Annotated in this window: 15 protein-coding genes; 3 read left to right on the forward strand and 12 right to left on the reverse strand. The window is 72.0% G+C overall.

The genetic code is table 11. The annotated features are described in order from the left end of the window. Window positions 1-36 precede the first annotated feature (36 nt). A complete protein-coding gene (locus HQM25_RS12060; protein WP_172990452.1) occupies window positions 37-1,935 on the forward strand; it encodes a cell wall-binding repeat-containing protein in 1,899 nt (632 codons plus the stop codon). Window positions 1,936-1,987: 52 nt separating this feature from the next. Here the strand turns inward: HQM25_RS12060 and HQM25_RS12065 are convergent, their stop codons facing one another. From HQM25_RS12065 to HQM25_RS12075, 3 genes are read right to left on the reverse strand one after another with little or no spacing between them, the layout of a single operon-like run. Next, entirely contained in the window at window positions 1,988-3,580 is a 1,593-nt protein-coding gene (locus HQM25_RS12065; RefSeq protein ID WP_172990453.1) for a cell wall-binding repeat-containing protein, read from the reverse strand. A gap of 2 nt (window positions 3,581-3,582) precedes the next feature. Next, complete coding sequence (wecB, locus tag HQM25_RS12070) at window positions 3,583-4,647, reverse strand: non-hydrolyzing UDP-N-acetylglucosamine 2-epimerase (protein ID WP_172990454.1); 1,065 nt, start codon at window positions 4,645-4,647, stop codon at window positions 3,583-3,585. Between the two features lie 24 nt (window positions 4,648-4,671). Further along, window positions 4,672-5,724 (reverse strand): acyltransferase, encoded by a 1,053-nt coding sequence (locus HQM25_RS12075; RefSeq protein WP_172990455.1) that lies wholly within the window; start codon window positions 5,722-5,724, stop codon window positions 4,672-4,674. Between the two features lie 59 nt (window positions 5,725-5,783). Here HQM25_RS12075 and HQM25_RS12080 point away from each other — a divergent pair, with 59 nt between their 5' ends. Next, the gene (locus HQM25_RS12080; RefSeq protein WP_172990456.1) at window positions 5,784-6,875 is read left to right on the forward strand and encodes a glycosyltransferase family 4 protein; all 1,092 of its coding nucleotides are present in this window, start codon (window positions 5,784-5,786) and stop codon (window positions 6,873-6,875) included. Further along, on the forward strand, window positions 6,872-7,945 hold the full coding sequence (locus HQM25_RS12085; RefSeq protein WP_172990457.1) for a glycosyltransferase family 2 protein: 1,074 nt from the start codon (window positions 6,872-6,874) through the stop codon (window positions 7,943-7,945). The genes HQM25_RS12080 and HQM25_RS12085 overlap by 4 nt, the downstream gene beginning before the upstream one ends. A gap of 12 nt (window positions 7,946-7,957) precedes the next feature. Here the strand turns inward: HQM25_RS12085 and HQM25_RS12090 are convergent, their stop codons facing one another. Genes HQM25_RS12090 through HQM25_RS12130 form a run of 9 tightly spaced genes read right to left on the reverse strand, consistent with a single transcriptional unit; the run spans window position 7,958 to window position 18,275 of the window. Continuing rightward, complete coding sequence (locus HQM25_RS12090; protein ID WP_217275145.1) at window positions 7,958-9,082, reverse strand: glycosyltransferase family 1 protein; 1,125 nt, start codon at window positions 9,080-9,082, stop codon at window positions 7,958-7,960. After that, window positions 9,079-10,311 carry a glycosyltransferase gene (locus tag HQM25_RS12095; RefSeq protein ID WP_172990458.1) on the reverse strand — a complete coding sequence of 411 codons (1,233 nt, stop codon included), beginning with the start codon at window positions 10,309-10,311 and terminating at the stop codon, window positions 9,079-9,081. The genes HQM25_RS12090 and HQM25_RS12095 overlap by 4 nt, the downstream gene beginning before the upstream one ends. Continuing rightward, window positions 10,308-11,444, reverse strand: coding sequence for a glycosyltransferase (locus HQM25_RS12100; RefSeq protein ID WP_172990459.1), 1,137 nt, complete (start codon window positions 11,442-11,444; stop codon window positions 10,308-10,310). The genes HQM25_RS12095 and HQM25_RS12100 overlap by 4 nt, the downstream gene beginning before the upstream one ends. Further along, complete coding sequence (locus tag HQM25_RS12105) at window positions 11,441-12,538, reverse strand: hypothetical protein (RefSeq protein WP_172990460.1); 1,098 nt, start codon at window positions 12,536-12,538, stop codon at window positions 11,441-11,443. Before HQM25_RS12105 ends, HQM25_RS12100 begins: the two co-directional genes overlap by 4 nt. Then, the gene (locus tag HQM25_RS12110; protein ID WP_172990461.1) at window positions 12,535-14,319 is read right to left on the reverse strand and encodes an ABC transporter ATP-binding protein; all 1,785 of its coding nucleotides are present in this window, start codon (window positions 14,317-14,319) and stop codon (window positions 12,535-12,537) included. The genes HQM25_RS12105 and HQM25_RS12110 overlap by 4 nt, the downstream gene beginning before the upstream one ends. Window positions 14,320-14,358: 39 nt before the next feature. Further along, window positions 14,359-15,558: a hypothetical protein gene (locus HQM25_RS12115; RefSeq protein ID WP_172990462.1), complete on the reverse strand. Its 1,200-nt coding sequence runs from the start codon at window positions 15,556-15,558 to the stop codon at window positions 14,359-14,361. A 28-nt stretch (window positions 15,559-15,586) separates the two neighbouring features. Beyond that, window positions 15,587-16,573 (reverse strand): Gfo/Idh/MocA family protein, encoded by a 987-nt coding sequence (locus HQM25_RS12120; RefSeq protein WP_172990463.1) that lies wholly within the window; start codon window positions 16,571-16,573, stop codon window positions 15,587-15,589. Further along, the gene (locus HQM25_RS12125) at window positions 16,573-17,670 is read right to left on the reverse strand and encodes a DegT/DnrJ/EryC1/StrS family aminotransferase (protein ID WP_172990464.1); all 1,098 of its coding nucleotides are present in this window, start codon (window positions 17,668-17,670) and stop codon (window positions 16,573-16,575) included. Before HQM25_RS12125 ends, HQM25_RS12120 begins: the two co-directional genes overlap by 1 nt. Further along, complete coding sequence (locus HQM25_RS12130; RefSeq protein WP_254359315.1) at window positions 17,667-18,275, reverse strand: acyltransferase; 609 nt, start codon at window positions 18,273-18,275, stop codon at window positions 17,667-17,669. The genes HQM25_RS12125 and HQM25_RS12130 overlap by 4 nt, the downstream gene beginning before the upstream one ends. Window positions 18,276-18,297 lie beyond the last annotated feature (22 nt).

Here is an 18,297-nt window from a genome sequence, read left to right on the forward strand (position 1 = left end):
CGGCGAGGTGTGCTCGCAACTCTCACGGCGACCGCGATGACCGTTGCAGCGCTCCCCGCGCTGGCTGCCGAGCGCCCGGCCACTTCGTTCGCGTCGATCTCCGAGCCGGCGAACGTGGAACGACTAGCAGGGGCGGATCGATACCAGACGAGCCTCGAGGTGTCGCGCCGGTTCCCGCCGCAGGTCAGCGCCGTGTTCGTCGCGACCGGGCTCGACTTCCCGGACGGGCTCGCGGCCTCGGCAGCGGCGGCCACCCTGGGCGGCCCGCTCATCCTGACGCGCCCGGGCTCCCTCCCCCCGGGTGTTGCGGACGAGATCGCACGACTCCAGCCGGAGCACATCTACGTGCTCGGCGGCCCGAGCGTCATATCCGAAGCCGTCCGCACGGCGCTCGGGAGGATCGCGCCCACCGAACGACTCGCGGGCGTGGACCGCTACGCCACGGCGGAGCGCATCATCGATGTGACATTCGTCAGGGCACCGCGCATCCTGCTCGCCACCGGCAGGCTCTTCCCCGATGCCCTCGCCGCCGGTGCGGCAGCGGGCAATATCGGATCACCGCTCCTGCTCGTCGATGGAACCCGGGCGACGTTGCCCTCCGCCACGCTCGCCGCGCTGCGCCGCTGGGGCGTGTCGGAGGTGATGATCGCGGGTGGCCATGGCGCGGTCGATCTGCGCATCGAACAGCAGTTGCGGGCCAACGGATACACCGTGGCACGTGCTTCAGGGATCTCCCGCTACGAGACCGCTGTCGCGATTGCGGACACGGTTGGGCTCGTCGGGACCGAGAACGTGCTTCTCGCAACCGGAAGCGACTTCCCCGATGCCCTGTCGGGGGCGGCCCTTGCCGGCGAACGCGGCGCGCCGTTGCTTCTCACGCGGCCCACATGCACGCCGTGGAAGGTGCACGATACGATTCTGCGCAGCGGGGCGACGACCCGCACGATCCTCGGCGGCACCGGCGTCGTGTCGGAGAGCGCGGCAGCCAATACCGCGTGCAGTCCCGCGCCGCAGCGCGAGGCCGACTTCGCGACGACCGGCTGGGAACTGCGATCAGGCGTACCCGTCCCGTACTCGGATCGGGCTCCGGTCGACGTGCGGGACCCCTCGATCGCGATCGACTCGAGCGGACTCCGGGTGTATCTCCGTCGGGATACCGGCCAGAGAGCGGACCATCCGGTGGCGTATGCCCAGTACGGCATCTCGGCGCTGATGGAGTGGCAGCGCACCGGAGAGCGAGTGTGGCTCGACCGCGCTGTGCGACATGCGCAACGGCTCTCGGAGATCCGCACGGAGCGGGACGGCGCCTGGTGGTTTCCCTATCTGTTCCCGTGGACCTACTACGAGCGGACGATGACCGTTCCGTGGTGGTCGGGAATGGCGCAAGGGCAGGCGTTGTCGCTGTTCGTGAGGCTTCACGCCGCCACGGCCGATCAACGGTGGGCGGACGCAGCCCACTCGACGTGGCGGAGCTTCCTCCAGCCGCGTGAGGACGGCATCCCCTGGTCGACGTTCGTCGAGGACGGGTTGCTCTTCTTCGAGGAGTACGCCGGGAATCAGCCCCCGCTCAAGGTCCTCAACGGACAGATCTTCGCCGCATTCGGCGCGTACGATTACTGGCGGTCGACCGACGATCCCGAGGCCCGCCGGTACGTGGACGGCGCTGCGACGACCGTTCTCGCGATCATGCCGGCTGTCAGGGTGCCGGGAGGGATCTCGTACTACTGCGTCCAGCGTGGGTACTGTCAGAGCCCGCTGTGGCAGAACGCTACATACCACTCCATCCATTCCTGGCAGCTCGACACTCTGGCCCGCCTGACGGGCGATACGCAGTTCGCCTCGTGGGCCGGCCTGCTCCGATCCGACTGGGTCCCGATGGCCCGTCTCGGGACTCCCCCGGAGGTGCTCGGCTGGCCGGACGGACCGCCGCAGTGACCCTCCGGTGGGTCCCGCGAGAGGCTGAGCACCGCGGTCGGCTGATGCCCGGTCAGTAGGTGGGGGCGGCGGGCTGCCCCAGGTACTCCTCGAGGGTCGCGAACCCGCCCGACCGGTAGTCCCACGAGAGCGTCGTGCCGACGTAGCGCAGATGCCACGGCTCGCTCAGGTAGCCGGTGATCGCCGTCATGCCGTCCCGGTAGCGCACGATGAAGCCGTATCGGTGGGCGTTCTGGGCGACCCACCTCCCCTGCGCGGTGGCCGCGAACCCGTCGAGGCTGCCGCACCCGCTACCGCACGCCACGACGTCGACGGCCCAGCCGGTCTGGTGCTCGCTGTAGCCCGGTCGTGCGGAGGCCTGCAGGGCCCGCTCCAGCCCGAGGTCGCGGATCAGGCGCTCGTGCGTGGCCTTCTGCGTCGCGTAGGAGCGGTACGCGCTGGCGTTGCCGATGACGCCCGCGCCGGCTGCCGCCGAGGCGGCAGCGAGCTGCTCGAGGGCGGCGGCGGCCTGCGCCCGCAGGGGCCCGCCTCCCGCCCCGCGGATGTTCGGCGTGCGCAGATCGGCGGGCGCGTAGGTGAGCGGCGAGATCGGGTTGCGCTTGTTGACCAGCACCCACGGACTCGTCGCTGCCGTGATGCTCTGGCACGGCGTCGCCGATCCCACCAGCCCGCGCAGCACACGCGGGCCGCCCAGAAGCACGCGGGACGTGACCGCGGCGCGCGTCAGCATCGCCCGTGTGGATGCCGGCGCGCAGAGCGCGGGCGACAGCAGCACGGGCGCGCGATCGCGTGCGGCCAGCGGCACCACGGCGGTCGCATCGGCGAAGCCCGCGCCGGTCGACACGTACACCCGCGTCGGCGAGCCGAACTCCTTGGCGATCTGGACCGCGGTGTCGTAGCGGTCGGTGCCCGCGATGCGCCGCCAGGTGGCGCCGGATGCGGCGGCGACCTGACGAGCCACCGCATCGCGGACGACTGCGGCGCCGCCCAGCACGATGGCCTCGCCGGCCCCGAGCACGCGCACCGCCTCGGTGGTGGGGACGTCGATCCCGGCGGCGGTCCCGTCCACCAGCACGAGGGGGGCCTGGCGGACGGCCGCCAGCGCGGAACCCGCGAGGGCGTCGGGGTAGTCGCGCCCCGTCGCCACGACGACCCGCGCCGCGCCGTCGGGGAATCCGTAGGCGGCGATCAGACGCGAGGTCTCGTAGCGGTCTGCGCCGGCGATCCGCTCGACGACGGGTGCGAAGTCGCGCAGCGCGGTCGCCACCTGCGTGCTGATGGCTCCCGTACCGCCCACGACGACGATCTTCTGGGGGGCGAGGCGACGCAGCTCCTCCCGAGCGGACGCCGGGAGCGAGGCGGTGGCGCTCAGCAGGACGGGCCCGCCGAGGCGCGCCGCGACGGGCCCGACCGACAGGCTGTCCGCGTAGACGGTGCCGCTCGCGACGAACGCGACCGGCACGCCCGCCTGCGGGAAGGCGGTGCGCGAGATCAGGGCGGCGGTCGCGTACCGGTCGTCCCCGAAGATGCGGCTGACGGCGACGGCCGCCGAGGCGGCTGGGGCGACGAACACGGCCCCCGCGACGACCGTCGTGACGGCGAGGGCGACCGCCAGGGAGCGACGGAGACCGCGCGCCGACCGCATCGTCAGGCCCCGGCGAGGAGTGCGTCGATGACGCGGCGCGCGGCGAAGCCGTCGCCGTACGGAGCCGCATCGGTGTCGGCGGGCCGAGGACGGGTGACGCCCGCGGCGATCTCCTCCGCCGTATTGGCGAGCACGTTCCAGCCGAGCTCGATCGTCTCCACCCATTCCGTCTCGGTGCGCACGGTCGTGCACGGCACGCGCAGCAGGAACGCCTCCTTCTGGAGGCCCCCGGAGTCGGTCACGACGCCCGCGCTCGACAGGGCGGCGGCGATGAGGTCGGGGTAGGCCAGCGGCGCGTGGGCGATGAGGGAGCCCTGGGTGAGAGAGATGCCGTGAGCCGCCGCCTTGGCGACCACCCGCGGATGGGCCAGGAGCACGACGGGCTTGTCGAGCCCCGCGAGTCCGGCCGCGACCTCGGCGAGGCGGGCGGGATCGTCGGTGTTCTCGGCCCGGTGGATCGTGGCGACGTAGTATCCGCCCGGCTCGAGGGAGAGCTCCTCCAGCAGCGCAGACGCGGTCTGGCCGACCTGGTCGCGCACCTCGAAGAGCACGTCGGTCATGACGTCGCCGACCAGCACGGTGCGCCCGGTCAGACCCTCGTGGGCCAGGTGGTCGACCGCCACCTGCGTCGGCGCGAGCAGGAGGTCGGCGGCGTGGTCGGTCATGACCCGATTGTGCTCCTCGGGCATGCGGCGGTTGAAGCTGCGAAGCCCCGCCTCCAGGTGCGCCACCGGCAGGTGCATCTTGACGGCGCTGAGGGCGGCGGCGACCGTCGAGTTGGTGTCGCCGTACACGAGCACCCAGTCGGGCCGGTGCTCGTCGAAGACGGCGTCCAGCGCCGCGAGCATGGCTCCGGTCTGCACGCCGTGCGAGCCGCTGCCCACCCCGAGGTGCACGTCGGGCTTGCCGATCCCGAGGTCGTCGAAGAACACATCGGACAGCATCGGATCGTAGTGCTGGCCGGTGTGCACGATGACGTGGTCGACCCCGGCCGCGCGGGCGGCCTTGGCGATGGGGGCGAGCTTGACGAACTGCGGGCGCGCGCCGACGACGCTGACGATCTTCACGACAGATCAGTCTAGGCGGCCCGGTCAGAACACCCGGCGGACGAACGGCACGCGGCGGGCGGCGATCGCGATCGCGAAGGAGATCACGACGACGAGGATCCACAGGAGGAGCGCGATCGGCAGCGACCGGTCGGCGGGGACGAAGGCCGGAATCAGGAGCCGCAGACCGACGAGAACGACGAAGTGCACGAGGAAGACGCCGAACGACGCGTCTGACAGAGTCACCAGCGCGCGCCGCACGGCCGGCTTCGGTCTCCATGCCGCCGCCAGCCCGACGACCGCGAGGAACAGGCAGACCGTGGCGATCATCGTCGGCAGCGAGGTGTAGCCGACCGGGAGGATCGCCCGCAATGCCGTGCCCGGCTCGGCGGCCCCGTACTCCCAGACGATGCCGGCGAGCACGATCGCCGCGACCGCCAGTGCGATCAGCGCCCGGGAGCGGCGGAGCACGATCCCGCTCAGGGCGAATCCCGCGACGAAGTAGCCGACGTACGGGAGCCACTGCGTGAACGCGCTGAGCTGAAGGGTGCGTGTCACGCCGCCCCATGTCAGGACCGCTGCGGTGGTGTACGCGAGCGCCGTGACCAGCAGCAGCACGCCGGCGAGGGCCAGGCCGCGACGCCGGTCGCCATCGCGCAGGAAGGGCCAGATCACGGGCGCGACCGCGTAGAGCCCGACGATGAGCCAGAGGAAGTAGAGGTGCGTGTACGGTGTGCCGTCCGCGAGCAGCTGCACCACGGTGCCGAGCGGGAGCTCCTGCCCGCTCATGCCCGCACGCACCACCCAGAGGTAGAAGACCTGCCAGAACACGAACGCCGGTCCGAGCCGGAGCAGGCGCTTGCGGTAGAAGTGACCGGGTCCGCTGTCCTGGGCGCGTGACGTGAGCAGCAGGGCACCGCTGACGAGCACGAACATCGGGACCACCCAGACGAATCCGAGGTCGATCGCGACGGCCGCCCACCACGTCGCGCTCCCCCGGACATCGGGGTTCCCCACGATCGCGCCGAACACGTGGATCGCGATCACCCCGATAATCGCGATCACGCGCAGGAGGTCGAGTGCCGGCTGCCGTTCCACGATGTCCGAGTCTATGGTCGCCGTCCGCCACCGCCGACCCCGGTTGATAGCGTGTGCTGGTGCGCATCCTCATCGTCACACCGTGGTTCCCCACGGCCGGAGCGCCGCAGACGGGCCTGTTCGTGGCGCGGGAGGCGGAGGCCCTCGCCGAGGCGCACGACGTGCGCGTGCTGCACCTCGACTGGACGGGACCGGCCGGATCGCCGTCGGCACCGGCTCCCACGCCGTACACGGTGGAACGCGTCCGGCTGCGCCGCTTCTCGCCGCTGGACGACCGGCGCGCGCGGCACCTCGTGCGCACTGCCGCGCGCGACGCCGACGTCGTCCACACGCACGCGCTCACGCTGCTGCTCCCCTGGCTCGCGACGGGCCGCCCGGCCGACCTGCCCTGGATCCACTCCGAGCACTGGTCCGCTCTCACGGCGCCGGAGACGGTGCGCGGCGCGCTCGCGGTCGCGCTGCGCCTGCTGCGGCCGATGCTGCGCCGACCCGACGTCGTCGTCGCCGAGAGCAGCCGGCTGGCCGCTGCCGTCGACGCGATCCGCACCGGACCCACCGCGATCGTGCCGTGCGTCGTGCCCGAGGTCCCGGTGCTCGAGCCTCCCGGCGGGGAGCCGGTGCGCCTCATCGGCATCGGCGGGCTCATCCCGCGCAAGGGACCGCTGCTGGCGGTGCGCACCCTCCGTGAACTCGTCGCGGACGGCATGCCCGCGGAGCTCGTGTGGGTCGGCGACGGCCCGGAGCGGGCGGCCGTGATCGCCGAGGCCGCGCGGCTCGGTCTCGCCGATCGGGTCGATCTCACCGGCGTGCTCGACAGCGCCGGCGTCGGCGCGCAGCTCGACGCGGCCCATGCGCTGCTGCTGCCGACGCAGGGCGACAACTTCTGCGTGGTCGCCGCCGAGGCGCTCGTCCACGGCCGGCCGATCGTCAGCGGGTCCGCGACCGGTGCCGTGGACTACGCGCAGCCGCGCGTGAGCCGGTTCGTATCGGACCAGCGGCCGGCGGCGTATGCCGCAGCGGTCCGCGAGCTGCTCGCCGACACGGCCGCGCTGTCGGCGGCGGATGTCGCCGCGACGGTCGCCGATCGCTTCACGCCCCGCGCCGTTCGCACCGCGCTCGAGGACGTCTATCGTCGGGCGGGCACGTCGTGAGCGCGCAGGTCGACGTCGTCGTCGCGGTGCACGACCCCGCGCGCCCGGTCGACCGGGCCGTGCGGTCCGCGCTGTCAGCCGCGGCTCCCGGCGTCGTGCGTGCGATCGTCGTCGCGCACAACACCGACCCCGCAGGCATCGGCGAGCGCCTCGGCGTCCTCGCGCGGCATCCCGATGTGCGACTCCTCGACCTGCAGGACGGCATCCGCAGCCCGGCGGGACCCTTCAACGCCGGGCTGGATGCCGTCACCGCACGGTTCTCGTCGGTGCTCGGCTCGGATGACGAGCTGGCGCCCGGGGCCGTCGCCTCGTGGCTGCGACGCGCGGACTGCACCGGTGCGGACGCGGTGATGACACGTCTCCGGCACGCGGGCGGCGCGGTCGTGCCGACGCCGCCGGTCCGGGCACTGCGGATCGGTGCGCTGGATCCGGTGCGCGATCGGCTGAGCTACCGCTCGGCGCCCCTCGGCCTCGTCTCGACGGCGCGCTTCGGCGACCTGCGGTTCGCGACCGGCCTCCCGGTCGGCGAAGACGTGCCCTACGTCACGCGCCTGTGGTTCTCGGGCGCCCGCATCGCATACGACCGCCGCGGCCCCGCGTACCTGATCCACACCGACGTCGGCGGCCGGACGACGGTGGCGCCGCGCCCGATCGCCGACGAGCTCGCATACGTTCCGGTCGTGCTCGACGACCCCTGGTTCACCTCGCTCGCCGCGGACGCGCGTGCGGCCATCGCCGTGAAGCTCGTGCGCATCCACGTGTTCGGCGCGGTGACCAATCGACCCGACCCGGCCGCGTGGAGCACCGCTGACCGCGAGGCGCTGCGCGAGCGGGCCGCGCGCATCCTCGCGTCCGGCGCCGGCATCGAGCGAGTGCTCTCGCGACGAGATCGGGCGGTGCTGGATGCCGCGCTCGATCCGTCGACCGACACGGCGATCCTCATCGAGCGCGCGCGGCTGCGGCGGCAGCGCGCGCACCCCGATGCACTGCTGCCGCGCGACCTGCGTCACACGCTGCATCGCGAAGCGCCGCTGCGGCTCAGCGCCGCTTCCGCGCTCCAGCTGCTCTGAGGGCGGGGCGCGTCATCCGGCGAGCGCGTCGATCGCGCGCTTCCACACGAGCACCTGCGACTCGCTCGACAGCTCGCGCGCGTGCGCGTGCGACGCGGCCTTGAAGCCGTCGACAGCCGCCGCATCGATGCCGTCGATCGTCGCGGTGAGCGCGCCCGCGGTGAAGTCGGCCGTCACGGCGCCGACCCCGAACCCGGTGACGTACTCGGCCATCTCGGGCGACGGTCCCACGATCACGCCCAGGCGCGCCTGCACGTAGTCGAAGATCTTGTTCGGCAGCGCCCAGCGGTTGTTGAAGTTGACCGGGGGCAGGATGTGGATGCCGGCGTCGTACGCGCTGAGGGTCTCGGCGAGCTCGGCGTACGGCACCGGATCGTGCACCGTCACCCGGCCGGCCGACGCGGCCGCGCGCTCCTTCAGCTCGGCGAGGTACGCGGCGTCGTTCGGCGTCAGGTACAGGTCGAGCGTCGCGCCGCCGGCCGAGGAGGCGACGCCCTCGACGATGGTCTCGAGGTGGCGGTTGCGCAGGGCCGCGCCCGAGTGCACGTAGCGCGTCGGCGTGTGGGCAGGGGTCGGGGCGAGCTCGCGGTACGGCGCGGCGTTGGTCACCACGGCGGGCGCGAAGCCGAACACGCGCTCGTACTCGCGGGCGAGCCCCCGGCTGACGGTCGACCACGACGCGGCCCGGGCGACGTGTGTGCGGCACATCCACTCGATGAAGGGCTTCACGAACAGCCGGAACCGCAGCATCTCCTCGTGCTGGCGCGGCGAATACTCGTGGAGGTCGGCGTGCACGCCGCGCGCCGGATCCAGCGAGAGCGCGAGGGGCACGGCATCCACATCGTCGGCGAGCACGATGTCGAACGTGCGCGCGGCGAGCCCGTCGCGCGCTGCCGCGACTGCGGCGTTCGACCAGTAGGCGCGGCGATACCGGCGGAGCACGACGTCGAGGCGTGGATAGCGCCAGATCGGGTGCTCGTCGGGCACCCGCACGTGCGCGGCGACCCCGTCGGGAGCCGGCCCGTAGCCGCACGTGGTCACCTCGTACTCGTCGCGCAGGAGCGCGACCTGCTTGAGGACGCGCGCGTCGGAGGCGATGGGCGAGAACGACAGGATCAGCAGGCGGGTCTTCGTCATGACGGCAGGAGTCCTCTCACGAGCTCGGCGGCGCGGCGGCCGGTGATCCGGACGTCGTATCGCTGCGCCCAGACGCGGCGCGGGTCGAAGGCGTCATCGGGGTCATCGAGCACGCGGCGTACCGCCGCCGCGATCTGCCCGGGGGTCGCGTCGGGCGCCACGAGCACGCCCGAGCCGAGGTCCTCCCCCACGATCTCCGGCGTGCCGCCGACGGCGGTCGCGACCACGGGGACGCCGTGCGCGATCGCCTCCATGATGCTCACCGGAACACCCTCGCTGCTGCTCGCGTTGACGAAGACGTCCACGCGGTGCGAGGCGTAGAACCCGGTGACCTCGTCGTGCGCGGTGTGGCCGCGCAGCTCGATCCGCAGCCCGGCGGGTGCCGTGGCCGCGGCCGTGCACAGTGCGTCCAGACCGGGGCCCCCGCCGAAGTGCACCCACCGCACGGGGCTCCCGTCCGGCGATTCCGCGAGTTCGCGGACGGCATCGAGGACGAGGTCGACGCGCTTGACCGCCGTGACGGCCGAGCACGACACGATGACGCGCTCGGCTCCCCGCGGCGCGCGCGCGATCGAGACCGGACCGGGAACCCCGAGGCGGCTCACGACCGTCTTCGCGTCGAGGCGCGGATCGCGGTACGCGTCGTGCAGGTGCTGTGCGGTTCGGTCGGCGATCGCGAGCACCCGGTCGGCGCGGGAGAACAGGAACGGCCGGAACGGCAGGTATCCGCTCGGCTGCTCCGCCTCGATCAGGTCGTAGCGGTGCAGGCGCACCGCGCGCGCCGTGACGCCCGTCAGCCACGGCAGGCCGAGGCCGCCGCCCATGCCCCAGAACGCGTACGCCACCGTCCGGGGCGCCTGTGCGATCGCCTCGCGGACGGCAGGATGCTCAGCCTGCAGGATGCCCGCGCGAGCGCCCATCAGGAAGAGCCGCAGATGGCCGCGCAGGCGTCCGGCTCGCGACTCGGCACGCACCGCGGCGGCCAGCAGCCGCAGCACGCGCGGCTTCAGGGGTGCCGTGAAGCGCCACAGTCCGCCACCCGTGCGCAGACGCCCGCCGAGCACGACGTTGCCGGGCATCGGCACCGGCGCGGCCGACCCGTCGCGCGCATCGGTGAAGACGATCACCTCGTCGAAGGCCGCCGAGAGATCCTCGATCTCGTTGCGCACGAACGACGTGTCGCCGCCCGGGAACGGGTAGCTGTTCGTGAACAGGAGGAGGCGGGTCACCGCTTCCTCTTCGCCATCAGGCGCGTGATGATCGCCTCCCACACCTCGACCTGACGCTCGCCGGCGAGCTCCTCGGCGTGACGGTCGGCGTTGCTCTTGAAGCGGGCCACCGACTCCACGGTGAGCCGATCGAGGGCGGCCGTGGTCGCCTCGACCGTGAAGTCGTCGGCGATCTCGCCCACGTCGTAGGTCTCGACGTAGAACGCCATCTCCTCAGACGGGCCGATGAGCACGCCGAGGCGGGCCTGGATGTAGTCGAACAGCTTGTTCGGGAGGGCGAGCTTGTTGTTGAAGTTGATCGGCGGGAGCACGTGGATGCCGACATCGTACGCGGGGAGGGTCGCGGCCAGCTGCGCGTACGGCACGGGATCGTGCACGGTCACGCGCGAGGACGCGGCGGCGAACTCCTTGAGCTCTTCCAGGTACGGCGGATCGTTGGGGGTCAGGTAGAAGTCGAGGGTGACGTCGGCGGCTGCCGCCTCCACCGCCTCGGCCATCACGTGCAGTCGGCGGTTGCGCAGGCAGGCACCGCTGTGGACGAGGCGGATCGGCGCGGAGACGTCGCTCGGTGCGGCTTCCGAGAACGGCGCCGCGTTCGTGACCAGCTCCGCGCGGAATCCGAAGTTCTTCTCGTACTCGTCGACGATGCCGCGGCTGACCGTGGTCCAGGCATCCGCTCGGGTGACGTAGCGGGCGACCACCCATTCGAACCACGGCGTGATGCGCTGGAACCACAGCGCGTTGTCGTCGTGGAGGCGCGGGCTGTACTCGTGCAGATCGGCGAGCACGCCGTGCCGCGGGCGGAGCTTGACGGCCACCGGGACCGCCTCGACGTCGTTGGCGATCGCGACATCGAACCGGCGACCGCGCAGCGCCTGCCGCGACCACTTCACAGCCGACAGGCGCCAGTACGCCGTGCGGTACCGCTTCAGCGTGATGAGCTTTCCGTCGAGGTCGTTGTACCGCTGGTCGTCGGGGATCGAGATGTGCTCGACGACGCCCTCGGGCGCCGGCCCGTAGCCGCAGGTCGTGACGTCGAAGTCCCGCGTGAACCGGGCCACCTGCTTGAGCACGCGGGCGTCGCGGGCGATCGGCGAATAGCTCAGGATGAGCATCGTCGGGCGGGAAGTCATGGACGCGTGGCCTTTCGTTCGCGTTTGAGGACGTACAGCACGTAGCGGCGCAGCATCGTCTCGCGCCCGAAGCTGCGCAGCGGGTTGCGGGTGAGCCAGCGCTCCCGACGCCCCGCGCGGGCCGCCCGCGCCGCGTCGGCGGTCGCGCGCGCCACCGTCGGCTCGGCGGCGAGACCGTCGAGGATGTGGCGGTCCTGCAGGTTGAACGGAGCGAGCACATCGGGGGCCAGAGCGATGAGGCGTCCGAGGATGCCGGCCAGGTAGGAGACCTCGTCGTCACCGCGCCACTGCGACGCCTGCGGTCGCGACCGCACGGCACCCACGACGCTGATGCGCACGAGCTTGATCGCAAGGGCGCGCCGGTGCCGCGGAGACAGCTCGGCGGGCAGGCCGGCATCCAGCAGCAGCTCGATCGGCTCGAACGCCGTCTCCAGGCTCATCGGAGCGTGCGTGGTGCGCTCCCGCGCGTCGGTGCCGATCACGTAGCAGGGCGCCGACCCGAGGAAATCGATGCGGTCGGCGAGGCCGAACAGCCGGATGCCGAACGCGAAGTCCTCCCCCACCCGCACGTTCTCGGTCATGGTCAGCCCCAGCCGGCGCATCGTGTCGGTGCGGATGAGTCCGAGCGGGGCGGTGCGGTAGAACAGGCGGTCCTTCGCGGCATCCATGCGATGACGGCGGCCGAGCCGGGTGAGCGGGTTGGGCATGATCGGCTGGCCGTCGATGCGGATGCGCGCGATGGCGAAGTCGGGCCGGGATGCCTCGACCTCGCCGATCCACGCGGCCATCGCGCCGGGCTCGAGGAAGTCATCGGAGCCCATGACCGCGCAGTACTCCGCCTCGACCAGGCCGAGCCCGTGATTGAACGGACCGGCGGGGCTAGGGATCCCGTCGGCGAACTCCACGACGCGCCACATGCCGGGGATCGGCGCGAGCCGCTCCTCGAACGGGCCGGCCGGCTGACCGTGCGCGACCACCGTGACACGCACGCGCTCGCGGGCGACCGCATCGCGCAGCACCGAGGAGACGGCGCGCTCGATCGGCCGCGACGGATCGTGGCAGGCGATCACCACGTCGACGAACGGCACGCTCACGCCAGGCCCGCCAGCTGCGCCTGCTCGGCGAAGTTCGGCACGGCCTCCACGAGTTCCTCGAACGTGCCGCGGGCGGCGATCGTGCCGTCCTGCAGGAAGCAGATGAGGTCGCTGTCGCGGATCGTCGAGAGCCGGTGGGCGACCGAGACGATGGTCACCTCGCCCTTGAGCCCGCGGATCGCGGCCGTCACCAGAGACTCGGTCTTCGTGTCGAGGGCGCTGGTGGCCTCGTCGAGCACGAGGATGAGCGGATCGCTGTACAGGGCGCGGGCGATGCCGAGGCGCTGCCGCTGCCCGCCCGAGAGGGCCAGTCCGCGCTCGCCGATGCGGCCCTGCACGCCCCCCTCGCGCTTGGCGACCGTCTCCCACAGCTGCGCGCGCACGAGCGATTCCTGCACCTTGTCGAAGTCGATGTCCTCGTCGTCCCACGCGAGCGCGACGTTCTGCGCGATCGTGCCGTCGAACAGTGCGACGTCCTGCGGCACGTATCCGACGCGCGAGCGCCACGCGGCGAGGATGTCCTCCAGGTTCTGGCTGTCGAGCATGATCGTGCCCTGCTGCGGCACGAGCAGACCCAGCAGGACGTCGACCAGCGTCGACTTGCCGGCGCCGGAGCTGCCCACGAGTGCCAGCGAGCTGCCGATCGGGATGTCCAGGTCGATGCCGTGGAGGGCGGGGGTGTCCTCATGGCCGGGGTAGCCGAAAGACACCCCCGACATGCGGAGCACCTTCGGGTGCCCGACGATCGGATCCTTGCCCAGCTTCTCGGCCGTCTCGATGTGCACCTGCGACGCCTTGATGTCAAAGATCACGCCCTGCACGTGCGGGACGTTGGCGGTGGTCGTGGTGACGATGCTCTGGAAGCCCGTCAGCGACGGGATCAGCCGGAAGCCGGCGACGGCGAACAGCGCCACCGACCCGATCGCCGCCTGCATCCCGCCCGTGACGTACCCCATCCCGCCCACGAGCACGAAGCCGCCCACGAGGGCCGCATTCAGCACGAACACCGGGACCGAGCCGAGGAAGGTCATGTTCGCGCGCGCCCGCGTGCTGAAGGAGCGGTTGTACTGCACGACGTCGGCGATCTCGGCGATCTTGTTGCGCAGCGTGATCTCCTTGAGCGCCTGGACCATCTCGGTCATGAGCGCGGAGACCTTCAGCGAGTAGTCGCGGGAGACCCGTCCCGCCTGCACCGACTTGCCCGACACGACCCAGTACAGCAGCGCCATGATCCCGCCCAGGTACACCACCGTGATGAGTGCCGTCAGCGGCTGCGCGATGATGAGCACCCCGAGGATCAGCACGAAGCTGACCACCAGCGCCGGCAGCTGGATGATCGGCATGAGGAAGCCGGCCGTCGCGTTGGCGATGCCGACGTCGGCGATGCGCACGATCTGCGCGGTGTTGCGGGCCAGCCGGTGGGTCCAGGGCGCCTTGATGTACGAATCGAACAGCCGACGGCCGATCTCCAGCTCGAACGACGCGAAGCGCCGGGTGGCGAACCACTGCTGCAGCAGCGACAGCGTCGACTTGAGCAGGATCAGCAGCGCGACCGATCCGAAGACCCAGATGAACATGTCCGGTCCGACCGTGCCGATGATCGGGAGATTGATCGACGTCCCCGAGATCATGGGTGCCAGGCTCAGCGCCAGCAGCATGATCGCGGCGATGTCGAGCACGGCGAGGATGCAGGAGACGAGGATGTAGCGGCGCAGGTATGCGCGCGCATCGGCGGGGAGCCACACGATCAGCTCGCGATAGGTGCTCGCGACGAGCTTCATCGGCGGCACGCTCCGTCGGGGTGGGGAATCGGCATCCGGCTATTGTCCCATCCCGGGGCGTCGCGCCCCCTGTGAGGCGCCGCCGAGGAAGCCCCGCAGCGCGTCGGCAGCCATCGCGCCGTCGTGGACCGCCGCGGCGTACGACGGCCCTTCCGCCGCGAGCGCCGCGTGCTCGGCGCGGGCGGCGACCGCCCTGCGCAGCACCGCTTCCAGATCGTCGGCGCGCGCCTCGAGGATCGGCAGTCGGCGGCCGGTGCGCTCGTGGGCGTTCCGGCGGGTCGTGTCGCCGACGTGGCTGATCACCAGCCGTCCGGCGGCCATCGCCTCGGCCGCCGCGACGCCGTAGATGCCGAGGGAGAACTGATCCAGCACGATGTCGGCGCCACCGTAGACGCCCGGCATGTCGGCGGCGGGCACGCCGCGCACCTCGCGGTAGTCGACGAGTCCCTCCTCGTGCAGTCGCCGCATGGTGTCGGCGATCAGCTCGCTCCCCTTCAATCCGGCGTTGCTCGGCGCGTGCACGACGATCGGCCGCTCGCGCTCCAGCGGGGGTGCGGCGCCGGCGTCCCGCCACGCGTCGACGTCGATGACCACGGGCAGCCACGTGGCGTGCGGGACGTCGTCGAGCAGATCGAGCGTCGAGACGAACACGGGCGCGGCAGTGGCGGCGATGAGGGCGTGATTGCGGGTCGCGATCTCCTCGAGGCGATCGGTCTCGGGGTAGCGCGCGTCGATGAAGGGCGAGCGCGGCTCCCGCTCGGCGTGGCGGCTGGGCATGCGGATGTCGCTGCCGTGGAACAGCAGCGCCACCTCGACGCCGGCCTCGCGCAGCATCCCGACCTGCTCGACGGTCCCCGGAGACGGACCGAGGATCGGCCGCCCCGATTCGATGACGACGTGCGTGAAGCGGCGCAGCACCGCGCGCCGCTGGGCGCGCTGCCACGTGCGGTTGCGCACGAAGACCCCGGTGGGGGTGCGGTGGTCGGCGGGGAAGCCGAAGACATCGCCCGGGTCGCGGTAGGCGTAGTTCGCGGCCGCGACAGCGGGGATCGTCTCGGCGGCGCGCGCCCACGCGTACCCCTGACCGGCGGAGTTCACCGGGGCGATCAGCAGGCGCCGCGGTGCGGCGCCCACCCGCGTGGTGCCCTCCCGCCAGCGTTCCGGCACGTCCCGCAGGAGCCCGTGGACCGCGCGGCCCGCCGGCGAGTGCGCGAGGGCGGAGCGGAGCCGTCCGATCACGCGCGCTCCCCGTCAGAGCCGACGGCGATCACAGCGCGACCGAGCCGCCCGACCGCGCCGAGTCGAGCGCCGCCTCGACGACGGCGAGCGTGCGCAGGCCCTGCTCCATCGTGACGACGTCGCTGGGCTTGCCCAGCACGGCGTCGCGGAAGGCCTCGTGCTCGACGCGCAGCGGCTCGCGCTTGGCGAACGCGTATCGGGTCACATCCCCCTCGGAGACCCCGCGGAACGACGACACCGACTCCCACTCCAGCGGGATCGTGCCGTTCGCGAAGAACGTGAGGTCGCCCGTCGCCGTGTCGGCCACGAACGCTCCCTTCTCGCCGGTGACGACCGTCATGCGCTCCTTCATCGGGCTCAGCCAGTTGACGAGGTGGTTGACGATCACGCCCGAGCCCAGGCGCCCGGTGATCGCGATCATGTCCTCGTGCTCGCGTCCGCTCTTGAAGGTGGTCTGCGCGAAGACGTTGACGTACTCGCTCTGGGCGACCCAGGCGGTGAGGTCGACGTCGTGGGAAGCCAGGTCCTTGGCGACGCCCACATCGGCGATGCGCGACGGGAACGGGCCCTGCCGGCGCGTCATGATCTGGTAGACGCTGCCGAGCTCTCCCGCCTCCAGCCGTCGGCGCAGCTGCTGCAGGGCCGGGTTGAACCGCTCGATGTGCCCGACGGCGCCCACGAGCCCGGCGGCCGCGAACGCGTCGGCCATGCGGCGGCCGGCCGCCACGGTGTCGGCGATCGGCTTCTCGACGAGCGTGTGCACGCCGGCGGCCGCGAGCTTGAGTGCGGCGTCCTCGTGGTAGCGCGTCGGCACCGCGACGACGGCGATGTCGATGCCGGCCTCGATGAGCGCGTCGATGTCGGGGAGCACGGCGAGTTCGCCGGCGACGCCGTGGGGATCTCCACCGGGGTCGGCGATCGCGACCAGGTCGACGCCGTCGATCTCGCGCAGCACGCGGGCGTGATGACGCCCCATCATGCCGACGCCGAGCAGTCCGGCCCGCAGGGCGGCCATCAGGCGCCCGCCCCCGCGACGGCGTTCACGGCGGCGACGATCCGCTCGAGGTCGTCCTGCGACAGCGAGGGGTGCACCGGTAGCGAGACGACTTCGCTCGCGGCCTTCTCGGTCTGAGGCAGCTCGAGCCCGGGCGCGTACGGGGCCAGGGACGGCAGACGGTGGTTCGGGATCGGGTAGTAGACCCCGCTGCCGACCGCGTGCTCCTCCTTGAGTGCCCGCACGAAGCCGTCGCGGTCGTCTTCGACGCGGATCGTGTACTGGTGGTAGACGTGCACTGCCCCGTCGACGACCGGCGGCACGACGACACCGCGCAAGTTCGCGTCGAGGAACGCCGCGTTCTGGCGGCGCTGGGCAGTCCAGGCATCCACCTTCGTCAGCTGCACGCGGCCGATGGCGGCGTGGATGTCGGTCATGCGCGCGTTGAAGCCGACGACCTCGTTGTCGTACTGGCGCTCCATGCCCTGGTTGCGCAGCAGGCGCGCACGGCGCGCGATCTGCTCGTCGGCGGCGGAGATCATGCCGCCCTCGCCGCTGGTCATGTTCTTGGTCGGGTAGAGCGAGAACATCGCGAACGCGCCGAACGTGCCGACCGGGCGGCCGTCGAGCGCGGCGCCGTGGGCCTGCGCGGCGTCTTCGTAGAGGTCGAGGCCGTGCTTGGCTGCGATCGCCTCGAGCTCGCGCATCCGTGCCGGGTGACCGTACAGGTGCACGGGCATGATGCCCGTGGTCTTGTCGGTGATGGATGCCTCCACCGCCGCCGGATCGAGGGTGAACGTGTCGGGCTCGATGTCGGCGAACACCGGCGTCGCTCCGGTGAGGGCGACCGAGTTGCCGGTCGCGGCGAACGTGAAGGAGGGGACGATGACCTCGTCGCCCGCTCCGACGCCCGCGGCGAGCAGACCGAGGTGCAGTCCGGCGGTGCCCGAGTTCACGGCGACGACCGGGCGCCCGTCGACGAAGTGGTCGGCGAACTCGCGCTCGAAGGCGGCCACCTCGGGCCCCTGAGCGACCATGCCGCTGCGCAGCACGCGGTCGACCGCTTCGCGTTCCTCGTCGCCGATGATGGGCTTTGCCGGGGGAATGAACTCGCTCACGCGGTCTCCTTCTTCAGTGCTCCGTCGGCCTCGACGTACCGGTCCCCGGTCGTCGGGCAGACCCAGATGCCGTCCGCGTCCTGTGCCAGCGGCACGCCCGCGGTGCCCACCCAGCCGATCCGGCGGGCCGGCACGCCGGCGACGAGCGCGTGCGCCGGCACGTCCTTGACGACAACGGCGCCGGCGGCGACCGTCGCCCATTCGCCGATCGTCACCGGTGCCACGCAGGTCGCGCGCGCGCCGATCGAGGCGCCGCGCTCGATGGTGACGCCCACCGGCTCCCAGTCGTGCGCGCTCTTGAGCGAGCCGTCGGGGTTGATGGCGCGGGGGTAGGTGTCGTTGGTGAGGACGACGGCCGGTCCGATGAAGACGCCGTCGCCCAGGCGTGCGGGCTCGTACACGAGCGCGTAGTTCTGCACCTTGCAGTGGTCGCCCATGACCACGCCGGTGCCGATGTACGCGCCGCGGCCGACGATGCACCCGGCGCCGAGCACGGCCTTCTCGCGCACCTGAGCGAGATGCCAGACGGATGAGCCCTCGCCGATGACGGCGTCGGGCGAGACATCTGCCGAGTCGACGATGCGCACGGCGGAGGAATGGGTCACGATGAGGGCTCCTGAAGGGGGT

It is taken from the genome of Microbacterium hominis, from assembly GCF_013282805.1.
Classification (GTDB): Bacteria; Actinomycetota; Actinomycetes; order Actinomycetales; family Microbacteriaceae; genus Microbacterium; species Microbacterium hominis_B.